Annotated in this window: 12 protein-coding genes; 9 read left to right on the forward strand and 3 right to left on the reverse strand. The window is 63.6% G+C overall.

The window, feature by feature from the left end:
* The 3 genes from GYA94_RS06115 to GYA94_RS06125 form a co-directional block, all read left to right on the forward strand.
* Positions 1-3,011, forward strand: a 3,011-nt coding sequence (locus GYA94_RS06115) for a non-ribosomal peptide synthetase (RefSeq protein WP_161891976.1), incomplete at its 5' end; no start/stop codon positions are given.
* A gap of 80 nt (positions 3,012-3,091) precedes the next feature.
* Positions 3,092-4,249, forward strand: coding sequence for a macrolide transporter subunit MacA (macA, locus tag GYA94_RS06120; protein WP_161891977.1), 1,158 nt, complete (start codon positions 3,092-3,094; stop codon positions 4,247-4,249).
* Between the two features lie 8 nt (positions 4,250-4,257).
* Complete coding sequence (locus GYA94_RS06125) at positions 4,258-6,267, forward strand: MacB family efflux pump subunit (RefSeq protein ID WP_161891982.1); 2,010 nt, start codon at positions 4,258-4,260, stop codon at positions 6,265-6,267.
* A gap of 126 nt (positions 6,268-6,393) precedes the next feature.
* Here GYA94_RS06125 and GYA94_RS06130 read toward each other — a convergent pair whose 3' ends face one another.
* Positions 6,394-7,026, reverse strand: coding sequence for a helix-turn-helix transcriptional regulator (locus tag GYA94_RS06130; protein WP_110677511.1), 633 nt, complete (start codon positions 7,024-7,026; stop codon positions 6,394-6,396).
* A gap of 223 nt (positions 7,027-7,249) precedes the next feature.
* Between GYA94_RS06130 and hisN the strand changes: the two genes are divergently transcribed.
* Together hisN and GYA94_RS06140 are read left to right on the forward strand one after the other, a co-directional pair.
* Entirely contained in the window at positions 7,250-8,041 is a 792-nt protein-coding gene (hisN, locus tag GYA94_RS06135; RefSeq protein ID WP_161891978.1) for a histidinol-phosphatase, read from the forward strand.
* 88 nt (positions 8,042-8,129) lie between these two features.
* Entirely contained in the window at positions 8,130-8,891 is a 762-nt protein-coding gene (locus GYA94_RS06140; RefSeq protein ID WP_371928258.1) for a hypothetical protein, read from the forward strand.
* 157 nt (positions 8,892-9,048) lie between these two features.
* On the opposite strand, the gene GYA94_RS06145 is transcribed toward GYA94_RS06140, so the two are convergent.
* The gene (locus GYA94_RS06145; RefSeq protein ID WP_161891979.1) at positions 9,049-9,933 is read right to left on the reverse strand and encodes an alpha/beta hydrolase; all 885 of its coding nucleotides are present in this window, start codon (positions 9,931-9,933) and stop codon (positions 9,049-9,051) included.
* Between the two features lie 132 nt (positions 9,934-10,065).
* Positions 10,066-11,046, reverse strand: coding sequence for a LysR family transcriptional regulator (locus tag GYA94_RS06150; protein ID WP_054912987.1), 981 nt, complete (start codon positions 11,044-11,046; stop codon positions 10,066-10,068).
* Between the two features lie 361 nt (positions 11,047-11,407).
* Here GYA94_RS06150 and GYA94_RS06155 point away from each other — a divergent pair, with 361 nt between their 5' ends.
* The 4 genes from GYA94_RS06155 (at position 11,408) to GYA94_RS06170 (ending at position 15,836) form a co-directional block, all read left to right on the forward strand.
* The gene (locus GYA94_RS06155; RefSeq protein ID WP_110677507.1) at positions 11,408-12,568 is read left to right on the forward strand and encodes a quaternary amine ABC transporter ATP-binding protein; all 1,161 of its coding nucleotides are present in this window, start codon (positions 11,408-11,410) and stop codon (positions 12,566-12,568) included.
* Positions 12,569-12,589: 21 nt separating this feature from the next.
* Positions 12,590-13,543, forward strand: a complete 954-nt coding sequence (proW, locus tag GYA94_RS06160; protein ID WP_054912985.1) for a glycine betaine/L-proline ABC transporter permease ProW — start codon at positions 12,590-12,592, stop codon at positions 13,541-13,543.
* Between the two features lie 67 nt (positions 13,544-13,610).
* Positions 13,611-14,639 carry a glycine betaine/L-proline ABC transporter substrate-binding protein ProX gene (proX, locus tag GYA94_RS06165; protein ID WP_161891980.1) on the forward strand — a complete coding sequence of 343 codons (1,029 nt, stop codon included), beginning with the start codon at positions 13,611-13,613 and terminating at the stop codon, positions 14,637-14,639.
* Positions 14,640-14,780: 141 nt separating this feature from the next.
* Positions 14,781-15,836: a GlxA family transcriptional regulator gene (locus tag GYA94_RS06170; protein ID WP_161891981.1), complete on the forward strand. Its 1,056-nt coding sequence runs from the start codon at positions 14,781-14,783 to the stop codon at positions 15,834-15,836.
* The last annotated feature ends 39 nt before the right edge of the window (positions 15,837-15,875 follow it).

Genomic DNA, 15,875 nt, shown 5'->3' on the forward strand with positions numbered 1-15,875 from the left:
ACCGCCTGCTGTGGATGCAAGACGCTTACGGCCTGGATGCGGCCGACGTGGTGCTGCAGAAAACCCCATTCAGCTTTGACGTATCGGTGTGGGAGTTCCTCTGGCCGTTGCAGACCGGCGCACGGCTGGTGATGGCCCGCCCCGGTGGGCACCGAGACCCCGAATACCTGCGCGAGGTAATCGCCCGCGAGCACGTCACCACCCTGCATTTCGTTCCCTCGATGCTCGACGTGTTCCTGTCCTCGACAGCCCCTGTGGGAGCGGCCTCGTGTCGCGAAAGGGCCGCACAGCGGCCCCAGGATTTCCAAGCCGACACCATTACCGCCGGGGCTGCCGCGCAGCCCGATCACAACACAATGCCGCGCCTACCCTTGATACGTGTGATCTGCTCGGGTGAGGCGTTGCCGGGGAATCTGGTACGGCGTTTCCACGCTCAGCTGCCAACCGTCGAGCTGCACAACCTCTACGGCCCGACCGAAGCCGCGGTGGATGTCAGCGCCTGGCACTGCACCACCTCCCCGGACAACACCCCGATCGGCAAACCCATCGCCAACACCACCCTGTACATCCTCGACGACCAGCAGCAACCGGTGCCCCAGGGGGTAGCCGGCGAGCTCTACATCGGCGGCGTGCAGGTGGCCCGGGGTTACCTCAACCGCGCCGAACTGACCGCCGAGCGCTTCATCGACGATCCGTTCGTACCCGGCGCACGCCTGTACCGCACCGGCGACCTGGCGCGTCACCTGCCGGACGGCAACATCGAATACCTCGGCCGCAACGACGATCAGGTCAAACTGCATGGCCTACGCATCGAGCTGGGCGAAATCCAGGCTTGCCTCACCGGTATCGAAGGTATCCAGGAAGCGGTGGTGATCGCACGCGAACAGCAATTACTCGCCTACTACACCGGGCAACACCATACGCTGGAGGTGCTGCGCGCCGCTTTGCTCAGCCGCTTGCCGGCGTTCATGGTCCCGGCGGTACTGATTCACCTGGACACCCTGCCGCTGAGCCCCAACGGCAAGCTCGACCGCAAGGCACTGCCAGCGCCGGGCGCGGTACTGGAGCGCCCGTTCGAAGCCCCGCAAGGCGACACCGAACACTTGCTGGCGGCCCTCTGGGCCGAGCTGCTGGGCGTGGAGCGGGTAGGGCGGCACGACAACTTCTTCGAGCTGGGCGGGCATTCCCTGGCGGCTATCCGTCTGCTCGACAGGCTCAGCAAAGCGGGCTTGCAGGCAGCCCTGAACGATGTGTTCCAGCAGCCCAGCGTCGCGTTGCTGGCAGCACGGCTGGACGACAACACCAGGCAAGCGGGTGGGGCCGTCACGGTACGTACCGGTACGGCAGGCACGCCGCTGTTCCTGGTCCACGAGTTCACCGGGCTGGATTTCTACTTCCCCGTGCTGGGCCAGCAACTGGGCGGCGAGTTCGCGATCTACGGCTTGCCCGGCGTACCTGCCGAGCAGCCGCAACCGCGTACCTTGGAGTGCCTGGCCCGCTACCACATCGGGCAGATGCGCCAGGTTCAGCCGCACGGGCCGTACCGCCTGGCTGGCTGGTCGTTCGGCGGCATCGTTGCCTTCGAAATCGCCAACCAGTTGCTGGGGGCTGACGAAAGCGTCGAATTCGTCGGGCTGATCGACACCTACGCGCCGCGCCTGGCTGACCAGGGCAAGGCGCGCTGGGCCGGGCAGTACGCGCTGGAACGGCAGCTATTGCTCAACTGCTCGGCGTTCTGGGGCACGCAAGGGCCGGCGGCTGCCGGTAAGGTTGCGCACTTGCAGCAATTGGAGGCCGTACAGGCGGATTTCGCCACGTTGCTGGCTACCTGTAGAACGCAGGGCCTGCTCTATGGCCTGTGGGCGAGCATGAGCGATGCGCAACTGCTGCATTATTTCAGCCGTGAACTGGCTCATGGCTATGCCTTGGCGCATTACCGCCCGGCGCCGTTGCACATACCGGTGCACCTGTTCCGCGCCGAGCAGGGCCCGGACCCTCTGCCGACCCTGGGTTGGGGCGAGGCACTGCCCGGCCAGCGCTTACAGACCCTGACGGTGCCGGGCGACCACCGCAGCCTGATGCAGGCCCCGCACGTCGCTGCCCTTGGGCAGGTGATGAGCGAGGCGCTTGCCGGTTGCCCGAACGCTGTGGCACCGGCCCCGGTGGCGCACGTGGCGATTCAGAGCGGGCACGCCGGGCACGCGCCGCTGTTCTGCGTACCGGGGGCCGGGGATAGCGTCACCAGCTTCATTGGCCTTGCCGAAGCCCTGGGCCCGGACTGGCCATTGCATGGCTTGCAGGCCCGCGGCCTGGACGGTGCCGGCATACCGCACAGTACCGTCGAAGCCGCCGCCGACAGCCATGTGCAGGCGATAGAGGCGGTGTACCCGCACGGGCCGTTGAACCTGGTCGGGCATTCGTTCGGCGGGTGGGTTGCGCATGCCATCGCCGCCCGGTTGCAGGCCAAGGGCCGGCCGGTGCGCTCGTTGACCCTGATCGACAGCGAGGCGCCGGGCGCCGGAGGAACGTGCGGCCAGCCGTACACCTTCGGCGAGGCGTTGCAGCAGCTGGTTGAAGCGCTGCAACGGTCTACCGGAAAAACCTTGGCCATCGACCCGGCAGCGTTTGCCCTGGCCACGGCTGATGAGCAGTTGCGACAGCTGCATGCCGGCATGGTGCGCAACGGGCTGTTGCCAGCGCGGTCCACGCCAGCGGTGCTGGAGGGCACAGTGCGTTCCTTCGCCACGGCCCTGCGCACCGTCTATCGGCCGTCGCTGACGTATACCGGGCCGGTGGGCCTGGTATTGGTCGATGACCCGCAACTCGACGCGCTGGGCAACGCCCGCGAGCACGCCGCCATGCAGGAAGGCTGGCAGCAACTGATGCCGCAACTGAGGCTGTGGCAGGGGCCGGGCGACCACTTCAGCATCTTGAAAGTGCCGGACGTGTTCAGCCTGGCGGCCTGGTGGCACGACGGCCAGGCCGTGCAGCACGGCAAGGTCAGCCCGTGACCACGGCAGCTTGCCCCCTGCCTTCGGCAAGGGGCAAGCGCTGCCAGGGTCGAGTGAATTTCTTGGGAAAGTGAGTGTTCATGAACAAGTCAAGATTGCGCAAATTCGGCCTCGGCCTGGCAGTGGCCTTGGTTGCAGGCATCAGCCTGTACGCCATTCAGGCCCCGGCCAAGCCGCCGCAATACATCACCGCCACGGTCGAGCGTGGCGATATCGAGAACGCGGTGCTGGCCAGTGGCACGCTCGAAGGCATCAAGCAGGTGGATGTAGGTGCCCAGGTGTCCGGGCAGTTGAAGTCGCTGAAGGTCAAACTCGGCGACAAGGTCACCCAGGGCCAGTGGCTGGCCGAGATCGACCCGCTGGTTTTGCGCAATACCCTGCGCCAGGCAGAAGTGGACGAGGAGAAATTGCAGGCCGAACGGCGTTCGGCCCTGGCCCAGCTCAAACAGACCCGGCGCGTGTACCAGCGCTACCGCGAACTGCAGGCTGACGAGTCGGTGTCGCGCCAGGACTTCGAGAATGCCGAGTCGGAATACGAAGTGCAGCAGGCTGCGGTGCGCTCGCTGGATGCGCAGCTCCAGAGTGCGCGGGTGGAAATCGACACGGCCCGGGTCAACCTGGGCTACACCCGCATCAATGCGCCCATCACCGGCCATGTGGTGGGCATCGTCACCCAGGAGGGGCAGACCGTGATCGCCAACCAGTTGGCACCGGTGCTGCTCAAGCTGGCCAACCTCGACACCATGACGGTCAAGGCCCAGGTGTCGGAAGCCGATGTGATCCACATTGCCCCTGGCCAGGAGGTTTATTTCACCATCCTTGGCGAGGACAAACGCTACTACGCCAAGCTACGCGGCACCGAACCCGCACCGCAGAACTACGCACAAAGCAGCGACAAGCAGGAAGGCAGCAGTGGCAAGCCGACTGGCGCGGTGTTCTACAACGCCTTGTTCGAAGTACCCAACCCCGACCACCGCCTGCGCATTTCCATGACTGCGCAGGTGCATATCGTGCTCGACACCGCCCGCGGCGTACTCACCGTGCCCGTGGCCGCGCTGGGCGCACGCAACGCTGATGGCAGCTTCCCGGTGCGGGTGCTCGACGCCAAGGGCTTCGCCCAGTTGCGCAACGTGCAGGCGGGCATCAACAACAACGTCAAGGTGCAGATCGAGGATGGCCTGGCCGAAGGTGACCGGGTGGTGATTGGCGAACCGGTGTCAGGCGAAACGGGGGCGTGAGCATGAACATGAATGTGCAGCCTGGCGCAGGCACGGCGGTGAAATGCAAGCCGGCACAGCCGTTGCTGCGCTTGCAGGGGGTGACGCGCAGTTTTCAGGCAGGCGATCGAGCATTCCTGGCGCTGAAGGGTATCGACCTGCAGATTCACAGCGGTGAGCTGCTGGCGATCATCGGCGCCTCAGGCTCGGGCAAATCGACGCTGATGAACATCCTTGGTTGCCTCGATCACGCCAGTAGCGGTAGCTACCAGGTTGCAGGGCAGGAAACCCGGGAGCTGGACGATGATGCCCTGGCGGCGCTGCGCCGTGACCATTTTGGCTTCATCTTCCAGCGCTACCACTTGCTGCCGCACCTGGATGCGCTGCACAACGTCGAGATACCGGCGGTGTACGCAGGCTCGCCGCAGGGCCAGCGCCATGCCCGGGCGTGCGAGCTGCTGACCCGACTGGGCCTGAAGCACCACCTGGAGCACCGCCCCAGCCAATTGTCGGGGGGCCAGCAGCAGCGGGTGAGTATCTGCCGGGCACTGATGAACGGCGGCCAGGTGATTCTGGCCGACGAGCCGACCGGCGCACTGGACACCGCCAGCGGCAAGGAGGTGATGAACATCCTGCTGGAGCTGCACGCGGCCGGGCACACGGTGATCCTGGTGACCCATGACCCCAAGGTGGCGGCGCATGCCGAACGCATCATCGAGGTCAGTGATGGGCAGATTGTCAGCGACCGGCGTACCAGTTCACCCGCCATCGCCATCGCTGAACCTGAAGCCCAACCGGCACCTGTGGCCCAGGTGGCGGTTGGGCGCCGCCTGTGGGTCAGCCTGGGGCTGTTTCGCGAGGCGTTCAAGATGGCGTGGCTCGCGCTGATCTCGCACCGCATGCGCACCCTGCTGACCATGCTCGGGATCATCATCGGCATCACCTCGGTGGTGTCCATCTCGGCCATTGGCGAGGGTGCCAAGGGCTATGTTTTGAAAGACATCCAGGCCATTGGCAGCAACACCATCGACATCTACTCCGGCAGCAATTTCGGTGACAGCCGGGCCAAGACCATCGAAACCTTGTTACCTGCCGACGCGGCAGCGCTGAACGCGCTGTACTACGTCGACAGCGCCACCCCGGTGATCGGCCAGAGCACCCTGGTGCGCTACCGCAACCTGGACGTGGACGCGCAGCTCAATGGCGTGAGCGAGCATTATTTTCAGGTGCGCAACATACCGTTGGCCGCCGGCATCGTGTTCAGCGCCGACGATGCACGGCGCCAGGCCCAAGTGGTGGTGATCGACCACAACACCCGCAAGCGCCTGTTCGGCCCCCACGTTGACCCGCTGGGGCAGGTGATTTTGGTCGGCAACCTGCCGTGCACGGTGATCGGGGTAACGGCCGAAAACAAGAACCTGTTCGTCGCCAGCAACCAGCTGAACATCTGGGTACCCTACGAAACCGCTGCCGGGCGCATCCTGGGCCAGCGGCACCTGGACAGCATCAGTGTGCGCATCAAGGATGGCGTGCCCAGCAAGCGCGTTGAAGAGGAGGTGACCCGGGTGATGCTGCAGCGCCATGGGACCAAGGACTTCTTCACCAACAACCTCGACAGCATCATGCAGACAGTGCAGAAGACCAGCCGCTCGCTGACCTTGCTGCTGTCACTGATTGCCGTGATTTCGCTGGTGGTGGGCGGCATCGGGGTGATGAACATCATGCTGGTGTCGGTGACCGAACGTACCCGCGAGATCGGCATTCGCATGGCGGTGGGGGCACGCCAGTCGGACATTCGCCAACAGTTCCTGGTGGAGGCGGTGATGGTGTGCCTGTTTGGCGGCCTGGTCGGGATCGGCTTGTCGTATGGCGTGGGGTACCTGTTCGAGCTGTTCGTCAAACAGTGGGAAATGGTGTTTTCGCCAGCCTCGATCGTCATGGCGTTTGCCTGCTCGACGCTGATCGGTGTGGTATTCGGGTTTGTACCGGCAAGGAACGCAGCGCGGCTTGATCCGATCGAGGCGTTAGCCCGGGATTGAGGCAGACCTGTGCCGGCCGCTTCGCGGGCAAGCCCGCTCCCACAGGTTTTGCACAGTTTTCAGAACCTGTGATGTACCTGTGGGAGCGGGCTTGCCCGCGAAGAGGCCGGTACAGGAAAACACTAATCAGCCCTCGGCATACATCCAGCGCATCAGCGAATGCCGCCCACTGATGCCCAGCTTGATCGCCGCCCGACGCAGGTAGCTTTCAACCGTATTCACCTTCAAGGCCAGCCGCTCGGCCTGCTGTGGGGCGGTATGCCCGGCCAGCAACCCCAGGCACACCTGGCGCTCGCGCTCGGAAAGCTTGAGCCCCGACTGCGCCAGGCGGTCGACGAAGCGCTGTTCGAGGTTTTCCCGGGCATGGCGCTCGGGGCCGGGCTGCAAGGCGTCGATGTGCTTTTCCAGCATGGGCAGCAGCAAGGGGGAAATCGCGTCCAGGTGGCGGCGCTCGAAGCTCGAAAAACCGTAGGTGGAGTCGGCACGCAGCACCTGGATCTCCATGCGCGCATTGCCTTTATGGCTGATACGGTGCAGGCGGGCAGGGTCGTTGAAGTCGCTGCCTGGCTGTGCCTGGGAAGAAAATACCGTTTCATCGAACAGCCTCGATTCGCAAGGCAGGCCAGGCAGGTGGCGGATCTGCATGGCGTCGATGGCGAGGTGAGCCTGGATCAGGTCGTGCAGCATGCGCGGAAACTGATGGCTGCCGGTGCTGGCGATGACTTTGCCAATTTGCGGGTAAAGCTGTTTCGAATTCATCGTATCGTCCATGAAGGCCAGTAAGGGTTGTGCCGTTGCGTATCTGCCAGCCGCATCCTCGGCTGGTGTGGGCACCTGATCGGTATCCTAGTACAACGAATGAGTGACGGTTAAATGAAGGACCGCTAGTGGCATTATAGTGGCACTTTGCGCGTACGGCTGGTGCAATGCAGGTTGTCGGGTATTATGCCGACCTTCATAACTGTCACGAGGCCTGTTCCCAATGTCCCTGAGTGCCCCACAGATTGGTGAGTTGCGTACATTCGCCGAGCAACTGGCCGACGCCGCTGCACAGGCCATCAAGCCGTACTTCCGTGCCAGCCTGGACGTCGAGGACAAGGGGGGGCGCCTGTACGATCCGGTGACGGTGGCCGACAAGGCGGCCGAGGATGCGATGCGCGCGTTGATCCAGGCGCGTTACCCGGACCACGGCATTCTTGGCGAAGAGGCCGGGGTGGCGGTGGGCAGCAGCCCGCTGACCTGGGTGCTCGACCCCATCGACGGCACCCGTGCCTTCATCACCGGCCTGCCATTGTGGGGAACGCTGATTGCGCTGAACGACGGTACCCGCCCGGTACTGGGGGTGATGAACCAGCCCTTTACCGGCGAGCGTTTCATTGGCACGCCCGAGGGGGCCTGGCGCAACGCTACACCCTTGCGTACCCGCGACTGCGCCGACCTGGCTACGGCCACGCTGATGTGCACCACCCCCGACATGTTCGACACAGCCGAGCGCAAGGCCGCGTTCGAGGCGGTAGCCGGGCAGGCGCGGCTGATGCGCTACGGCGGCGATTGCTATGCCTACTGCATGCTGGCGTCGGGGTTCGTCGATGTGATCGTGGAGGCCAGCTTGCAACCCTATGACGTACAGGCGCTGATGCCGATCATCGAAGGGGCGGGTGGGGTGATCAGCGCCTGGGATGGCAGTTCGGCGCAGCACGGCGGCTGTGTAGTGGCCTGTGGCGACCCGGCGCTGCACGCGCAGATGGTGGAGAAGTTGCGCCACGCCATGTGAGGGTATGCCGCCGGGCCTGCGGCGGCATTTACACTGCACTTTTTGCCATTTCCGCGCTCTATGCTTGGCCAGGCCACATCAATCCCCGATGCGGCCGCCGAATATCGACCCGGTGCCGATGGTTGCAAGCTACCCTCATCTGATTCCCCGCGTGCTGCTGGCAGGCGTGCTCACCTGCCTGTGTGCCTGCACCCAGGAACAGGGCCGCGACATGCTCGACCAGTTTGCCGACGGCAAGCCCAGCGAACTGTTCCAGACCAGTGTCGACCGCCTGGCCACGCTGTCGATGCGCGACAACCTGCAAAGCCTGTACCTGCTGATGAACAAGCTGTACCTGCGCAACCCCAATCAGTTGAAGATGTCGGGGTACGTCGACGCCGCCACTGCCGAGCGGCAGATCCGCAAGGCCATCGAACACCGCCAGCCGCTGGCGCAGCTGGGCAACCGTCGCGACCTGGCAGCCTTGAGTTACGCGTTGAGCCCGGATTTTCGCGGTGACCGCGTCGGCGCCTTCATCTATGCCATCGGCAGCATGCTGATCACCGCTCACGGCGGGCGCACCGAGTTCTACATGACCGACACGATCGACCCGCTGTTCATCAACAACGCCGCGCGCAATATCGAAAAGGCCACCTGGATGTTGAGCCAGCGGCAAGATGCCAATGGCGTGTTGCTGCTGTTTTCCAACGAGATTTCCGAAGAGGGCAGCAACCTGAGTTTCGCCGTGGAGTTCGGGAAGATCGTGGCGCGCCTGGATTTGCTGGCAGAGTTGCTGGACGAGCGGTATCGGCGGATCGGGCTGAACTATGCACAGAGCCTGCTGCTGATGAACTTCCTGCCCGTACAGTGATTTTGGCTGTTGTATTGGCCCCTGTAGGAGCGGCCTTGCGTCGCGAAAGGGGCGCGTAGCGCCCCCCGGATCGTAGCCATGACGACACATTGCCGGGGCTGCTGCGCAGCCCAGTCGCGACGCAAGGCCGCTCCTACAAAGGGGGCCAGTAACGCTTTCAGAGCAGCGCCTGGATCGCTTGCCGATAACGCGGCCCGGCCAGGCTCATGCTGTTGTTGTGGCTGGCACCCGGTACCAGCAGCAGGGTTTTGGGCTGCCGGGCCGCCTCGTACAGCTGCTGGCTGAAACGCGCTGGCACGAAGCGGTCATCCAGCCCGTGCACCAGCAGCACGGGCAAGCCGATGTCCTGAATCTTGCCCAGCGAGTCGAACTTCTGCGACAGCAACCAACGCACCGGCAGTGACGTATTGGCTACCGCAGCGGCGACATCGCCCAACGAGGTGAATGTCGATTCCAGTATCAACCCACGCGCCGGGGCCGCGGCACCGCCCTGGCGTGCTTCGGCTGCCAGCGCGCGGGCCAGTTCCACGGCCACCGCACCGCCCAGCGAATGGCCGAAGATCAGCCGTTTGCCCGCGTCGGGTTGCAACTGAGCGAAGCGCTCCCAGGCGATACGCGCGTCCTCATAGACCGTGGCCTCGGAGGGCAGCCCGCCGCGGCTCTGGCCAAAGCCGCGGTAGTCCACGGCCAGCACCGAGTAGCCCATGGCATGCAACTGCTCGATGCGGAACAACTGCCCGGTCAGGTTCCAGCGCACCCCATGCAGGTAGAGGATGGCCGGGGCATTGGCGCGCCTGGCCGGCCACCACCAGGCGTGCAGGCTCTGATTGGCAGCGAAACTGCGCGGCCGCAGGTCAAGCTCCTGCACACCGCTGGGCAGGCCACGGAACCAGCTGGCCTGGCCAGGTTCGATGCGGAACACCAGTTCGCGCTCTTTGTGCTGAAGCACCGCGCAACTGCTGGGCAGGCCGATCACCAGCAAGCTGGCACACAACCAGGTCAGCCAGCGGCGGCGTAGGTGGGAGAGGAAAAGGGTGGGCATGTGGGCTTTTTAACAGATGCCGGGGCGTGCGTGTGAGGAAAGTGCCTCAATGGTGGGCTGGACTGGTTGCAAGCTGTTACCGCAGTGAGCGGGTGGGCAGTGCCGGCCTTTGCGCGCCTGTGAAACAGCGGCTCAGCTGCTGCCCAGTGAATCCAGCAACGGCTGGAACTCTTCGAGCAACCAGTCGCGCAAGCGCAGGCAACTGGGCTCATGTTCCTTGTCTTCGTTGAAGGCCAGGAAGTGGAAGGTGTCCTTGAGCACCAACTCCTCTTGCACCGGGCGCACCAGCAGCCCCTGGGCCACCAGTTGTGCCACCAGGTGGTGCCAGCCCAGCGCTACGCCCTGGTTGCCAAGGGCCAGTTGCACCAGCAGGTTGTAGTCGTTGGCGTTGAAGAAGTGCGGTGCGGTATTGGCGCGGCTTTTCAGGTCAACGTCGTGGAAGGCCAGCCAGACGTTCCAGTCCACATGTTCGGCCACCTGCGAACGCCCATAAGGGCTGAGGTTCAGCAGGGTGCCATCGCGCAAGCCTTGCAGCGTCTGCACCTCGGGGTGCCGGGCCAGGTACTGTGGGGTGCACACCGGGTAGATCACGTCATGGTTGAGCGGGTGCGAGCTGTAGCCAGCCTGCACCTTGCCCAGCTTGGTGATGTAGATGTCAGGCCGCACACCCGGCTCCATCGACAGGAAGTTCTGCGTGGTGACCAGATTGATGTCGATATCCGGGTTTTCGGCAAAGAACTTCGGCATCCGTGGCCCCATCCACAACGCCGCGAACGCCGGCGAACAGCACAAGGTGACCACGTGCTTGGTATTGGTGTTACTGCGGATACGCTCGGCGGCCTGGGATATGTTGACGAACGACAACTGCACCGCATCGAAGAAGATCGAGCCGGCCACGGTGAGCTCCACTGCACGGCCGACCCGATTGAACAGTTCGGCCCCCAGGTAGGTTTCCAGCTCACGGATCTGCCGGCTGACTGCGGCCTGGGTGACACACAGCGCCTCGGCTGCACGGGTAAAGTTCTGGTACCTGGCGGCGGCCACGAAGACCTTCACGGCGCGCAGGGAGGGCATCTTGATCAGCGTCTGATCGGGTTCGAGGTGTCTGACCATGGGGCGGGCACGTGGTCCTTGGGGGGGTGGCCAATCGCTCCACTCTAGCGTGTTCCACGCTGCCTGGTAAGGGCGCCCGGGCCTCAGGGCAGCGGCTTAGCGTGATTGATAACTTCAGGTAATGGTTAGCGGCGAACAAATGTCGTTGGACCGCCAAGGGTGCACGCCCTAACGTTGAGCTTACGGCGCGACATTCGAGACATCGATGTCGAATAATTTTTTGAAGCAGGATTTTCTGCGTGCCGGTTCTGACTCACGTTCGCATTTGAACGGACTGCCAAGCGTACTCGCACTGATCTCTACCGCCTTATTGAAAGTGCGATGTTGAAAGATTGGTTATAAGCATAATAAAGAGGGTCGTATGAGCCATGCCGATGAGATTCTTTCGGTAAACAATATCTTCAAGGTGTTCGGGCCCAACCCGAACATGGCCATGGAGATGCTCCGCAGGGGCGCCGACAAGAACGAGATCTTCAGCAAGACCGGCCACGTCGTCGGCGTTTTCGATGCAAGCTTTTCCGTCAAGCGTGGCGAGATTTTCGTCATCATGGGCCTGTCTGGCTCGGGTAAATCGACCATGGTGCGGTTGTTCAACCGCCTGATCGAACCCACCTCCGGCAGCATCCACCTCAACGGCAAGGAAATTACCGGGCTCTCTGACAAGGCCCTGCTCGACGTGCGGCGCAAGGAAATGGGCATGGTGTTCCAGTCCTTCGCCCTGATGCCGCACATGAGCGTGCTGGAAAACACCGCCTTCGGCCTGGAGATTGCCGGCGTAGCGCCAAGCGAACGCCACAGCCGTGCCCGCGAGGCCTTGAGCCAGGTTGGCCTGGCCGGGCACGAACACAGCTACCCGCACCAGCTGTCGGGCGGCATGCAGCAGCGTGTGGGCCTGGCCCGGGCGCTGGCCAACGACCCGGCCATCCTGCTGATGGACGAAGCGTTCTCGGCCCTCGACCCGCTGATCCGCAGCGAAATGCAAGGCGAGCTGATCCGTCTGCAGGCCGAGCAGCAGCGCACCATCATTTTCATTTCCCACGACATCGAAGAAGCCATCCGGATCGGCCACCGCATCGCCATCATGGAAGGTGGCCGCGTGGTGCAGATCGGCACCCCGCAAGAGCTGATCAACCAGCCGGCGAACGATTACGTGCGCACCTTCTTCAAGCATTTCGACAGCTCGCGCGTGCTCAAGGCCGGTGATGTGGCCCGGTTCGATCCGGCGGTGGTGTGCAAGGTCAACGGCAAGGCTCCGAGTTTCCAGGCCGGTGTTCCATTCGGCTACCTGGTCAACGACCGTGGGCAGTTGCTGGGTGTGGTCGACACCGACGCCAAGGGTGCCAGCGCCAGTGACCGCTACAGCCTGCACGAGCAACGCCCGGTCTACACCGATACGCCGCTGCATGAGGTGCTCGGCATTGCGGCCGACCTGCCTTACCCGGTACCGGTACTCGACCGCCAGGGCGCCTTCAAGGGCACCTTGTCGAAGAACGAGCTGCTGCAGACCCTGAGCCGCAACTAAGCCACCAAGAGGTAAGCCCTCATGTCCGAATTCAGCCTTCTCGACCCGTTCCAGGCGGTCACGCTACCCCTGGGTGACTGGGTCACCGCGACACTCAACTTCCTGGTGCACAACTTTCGCGAGGTATTCCGCGCCATTCGCTGGCCGATCGACCAGGTGCTCAACGGCATCGAGTTCACCCTGCAGAGCATTCCGCCCACCCTCGGCATCCTGCTCTCGACGTTGCTGGGCTGGCAACTTGCGGGCAAGCGCATGGCACTGCTGTGCTTCATCACCCTGACCTTGCTCGGCCTGATCGGCGTGTGGTCCGAGTCGATGACCACCCTGGCGCTGGTGCTGACCTCGGTATTCTTCTGCGCGGTGATCGGCGTTCCGCTGGGCATCGCCTGCGCCCGCAGCAACCGCCTGGAGAGCATCGTACGCCCGCTGCTCGATGCCATGCAGACCCTGCCGGCATTCGTGTACCTGGTGCCGGTGGTGATGCTGTTCGGCATCGGCAACGTGCCCGGGGTGCTGGTGACCATCGTGTTCGCCTTGCCGCCGCTGGTGCGCCTGACCAACCTGGGCATCCGCCAGGTACCGGAGGACAAGATCGAGGCCGCTCGCGCCTTTGGCTGCACGCCACGGCAGATGTTGACCCGCGTGCAACTGCCGTTGGCCACTTCGACCATCATGGCGGGCCTCAACCAAACCCTGATGCTGTCGCTGTCGATGGTGGTGATCGCCTCGATGATTTCCGTGGGTGGCCTGGGGCAGATGGTGCTGCGCGGTATCGGCCGGTTGGACATGGGCCTGGCCACGGTCGGCGGTGTAGGGCTGGTGCTGCTGGCGATCTTCCTCGACCGCCTGACCCAGGCCATGGGCACGCGCAGCAATGCCGAGCCTGGCGTGCGCTGGTACCACACTGGCCCCGTAGGCGTGGTGCTGCGCCTGTGTGGTGCCGCACAACCGCAAGGGCGGCGCAAGACTGCCTGAACCGCACAAGACTTTCTGAAACGTTCGACCTGCCGCACTTGAAGAAAAACAGAAAAGGTAAGCGACGATGCACCCATCCAAGTTCTCCCGCAGCATCCTCAAATGCGCGACCGCGCTGACCCTGGCCGCCGCCGCGCTGGCCGCACACGCTTCGGCGGACAAACCTGGCGACGGCGTGAAGGTGACGCCGATCTTCCCCTCCATTGCCGAAGAGCGTTTCCGTGGCGAAGTGGCCATGGAGGGCCTGCGCGAGCTGGGCTACAAGGTCCAAGAGCCGAAGGAGACCGAATACGGCGTGATGATGGTGGCCTTGGCCAACGGCGATGCCGACTTCACCGTGCACCTGTGGGAAAAACTGCACGACAAGTTCTACCAGCAGGCCGGTGGCGATGACGTAATGGTCAAGACCGGCAATATCCTGCCCGGTGTTGCCCAGGGTTACCTGATCGACAAGAAAACGGCCGACCAATACAACATCAAGTACATCACCGACCTGAAAAAACCCGAAATCGCCAAACTGTTCGACACCAACGGCGACGGCAAGGCTGACATGACGGGTTGCAACCCGGGCTGGGGTTGCGAACTGGTGATCTCCCACCACATGAAGGCCTACGACCTGGACAAGACCGTAACCGTGAACCAGGGCTCGTACTTTGCGTTGATGGCCGACACCATAGCCCGCTTCAAGGAAGGCAAGCCAATCCTGTACTTCACCTGGGTGCCACAGTGGATTGCCAGCGTACTGGTGGAGGGCAAGGACGTCGTCTGGCTGGAAGTACCGAAGACCGACCTGCCGGATGGCAACAACGACGTCGATACCACCTATCACGGCAAGAACCTGGGCTTTGCCATCGACAAGGTGGTGGCGGTGCTGAACAAGGACTTTGCCGAGAAGAACCCGGCGGCGCTGAAGTTTCTGTCGCTGGTGCAGATCAGCACCGACGACGAGAGCAACCAGAACCTGAAGATGCAGCAGGGCGAGAAGAAGCCTGCCGACATTACCCGCCATGCCAAGGAATGGGTTGCCGCCCACCGTCAGCAGTTTGACCAGTGGCTGCAAGCCTCGCGTGATGCTGCGGCCCAGGCCGGTCAGTAACCTGATCCATCAGCGTTGGCTTTTTCGCGGGCTCGCCCGCTCCCACAGGTCCGCCACAGGTTCTGAACACTGTGCAATGCCTGTGGGAGCGGGCAAGTCCGCGAAGCAGCCAATGCGATTCTCGCTGTTGAGTTAATAGCCATGAGCCACTTCGAAAGCATCCTCAAGAACACCAACCTGGCCCATCTGGAGCCCGGCTTTCGCACTTCACTGCCAATGCCCTGCCAGCGGGTGGCCTTCGTTCTGCGTGAACACTTCTCGATGATGGCCTTCACCGCTGCAATGGACAGCCTGGTGACCGCCAACCTGATGAGCGCCACGCCGTTGTTCCAGGTCGAGGTGGTGGGCGAGGGGCCGCAGGTGATGAGCGACCTGGGCATTGCCTTGCCGGTCAACACCCAGCTAAGCGATTTGCAGGTGCAAGGCCTGGGTTGCCTGCTGGTGTGCGGCGGTTTACGCGTGCGCCTGCAAGCGGCCCCCCAGTTGCGTGCCAAACTGCGCCAGGCCGACCAGCAGGGCTGCCAGTTGGGCGGCTTGTGGAACGGTGCCTACTTCCTGGCCGAGGCGGGCTTGCTCAATGACCACGACTGCGCCTTTCACCCTGATGGCCGGGCGATGATGAACGAGCTCTACCCCAAGGTGCGGATCAGCCGCCAGGCCCATGTGCTGGACCGCAGGCGCATGAGCTGCGCAGGTGCCTGCAGCGCGCTGGACATGATGCTGGCCATGCTTGAGCAGGCGGGTGGGGTGCCGTTGCGGCGGGCCGTGGAACAGATGCTGGCGTGCGACCGTTCGCGGGTGGCAAATGACACTACGGCCGGCGTGGCGGACATTGACCCTGGCATGCCTCACGGCGTGCGCCTGGCGCTGGAGCTGATGCATGCCAATATCGAAGACCCGATCGGTATCGACGAGATCGCTGAACATGCGGGGTTGTCCCGCCGGCACCTGGAACGCTTGTTCCACCGCCATGTGCAGGCCACGCCGCCACGGTATTACCTGGAGCTGCGCCTGACCCATGCGCGGCAGCTGTTGCAACACACCAACAAGTCGTTGACCGAAGTGGCGGTGGCCAGCGGGTTTGTCAGCTTCCCGCATTTCTACCGGCGCTTTCGTGAGTGGTTCGCCATTGCACCGCGGCAGTACCGGGCACGCAGCCAGGGCTGGGCAGGGCGGCAGGATGTGGCGGTCCACTGAGTCAGAACGCTGCGAAAATTCACCGGCCCTATCGCCGGC

Source organism: Pseudomonas juntendi, from assembly GCF_009932375.1.
Lineage (GTDB): Bacteria > Pseudomonadota > Gammaproteobacteria > Pseudomonadales > Pseudomonadaceae > Aquipseudomonas > Aquipseudomonas juntendi.

Bases quoted from the DNA above. Each gene is read 5' to 3' on its own strand.
- macA (WP_161891977.1), top strand. From the start codon at position 3,092: ATGAACAAGTCAAGATTGCGCAAATTCGGCCTCGGCCTGGCAGTGGCC.
- GYA94_RS06125 (WP_161891982.1), top strand. From the start codon at position 4,258: ATGAATGTGCAGCCTGGCGCAGGCACGGCGGTGAAATGCAAGCCGGCA.
- GYA94_RS06130 (WP_110677511.1), bottom strand. From the start codon at position 7,026: ATGAATTCGAAACAGCTTTACCCGCAAATTGGCAAAGTCATCGCCAGC.
- hisN (WP_161891978.1), top strand. From the start codon at position 7,250: ATGTCCCTGAGTGCCCCACAGATTGGTGAGTTGCGTACATTCGCCGAG.
- GYA94_RS06140 (WP_371928258.1), top strand. From the start codon at position 8,130: ATGCGGCCGCCGAATATCGACCCGGTGCCGATGGTTGCAAGCTACCCT.
- GYA94_RS06145 (WP_161891979.1), bottom strand. From the start codon at position 9,933: ATGCCCACCCTTTTCCTCTCCCACCTACGCCGCCGCTGGCTGACCTGG.
- GYA94_RS06150 (WP_054912987.1), bottom strand. From the start codon at position 11,046: ATGGTCAGACACCTCGAACCCGATCAGACGCTGATCAAGATGCCCTCC.
- GYA94_RS06155 (WP_110677507.1), top strand. From the start codon at position 11,408: ATGAGCCATGCCGATGAGATTCTTTCGGTAAACAATATCTTCAAGGTG.
- proW (WP_054912985.1), top strand. From the start codon at position 12,590: ATGTCCGAATTCAGCCTTCTCGACCCGTTCCAGGCGGTCACGCTACCC.
- proX (WP_161891980.1), top strand. From the start codon at position 13,611: ATGCACCCATCCAAGTTCTCCCGCAGCATCCTCAAATGCGCGACCGCG.
- GYA94_RS06170 (WP_161891981.1), top strand. From the start codon at position 14,781: ATGAGCCACTTCGAAAGCATCCTCAAGAACACCAACCTGGCCCATCTG.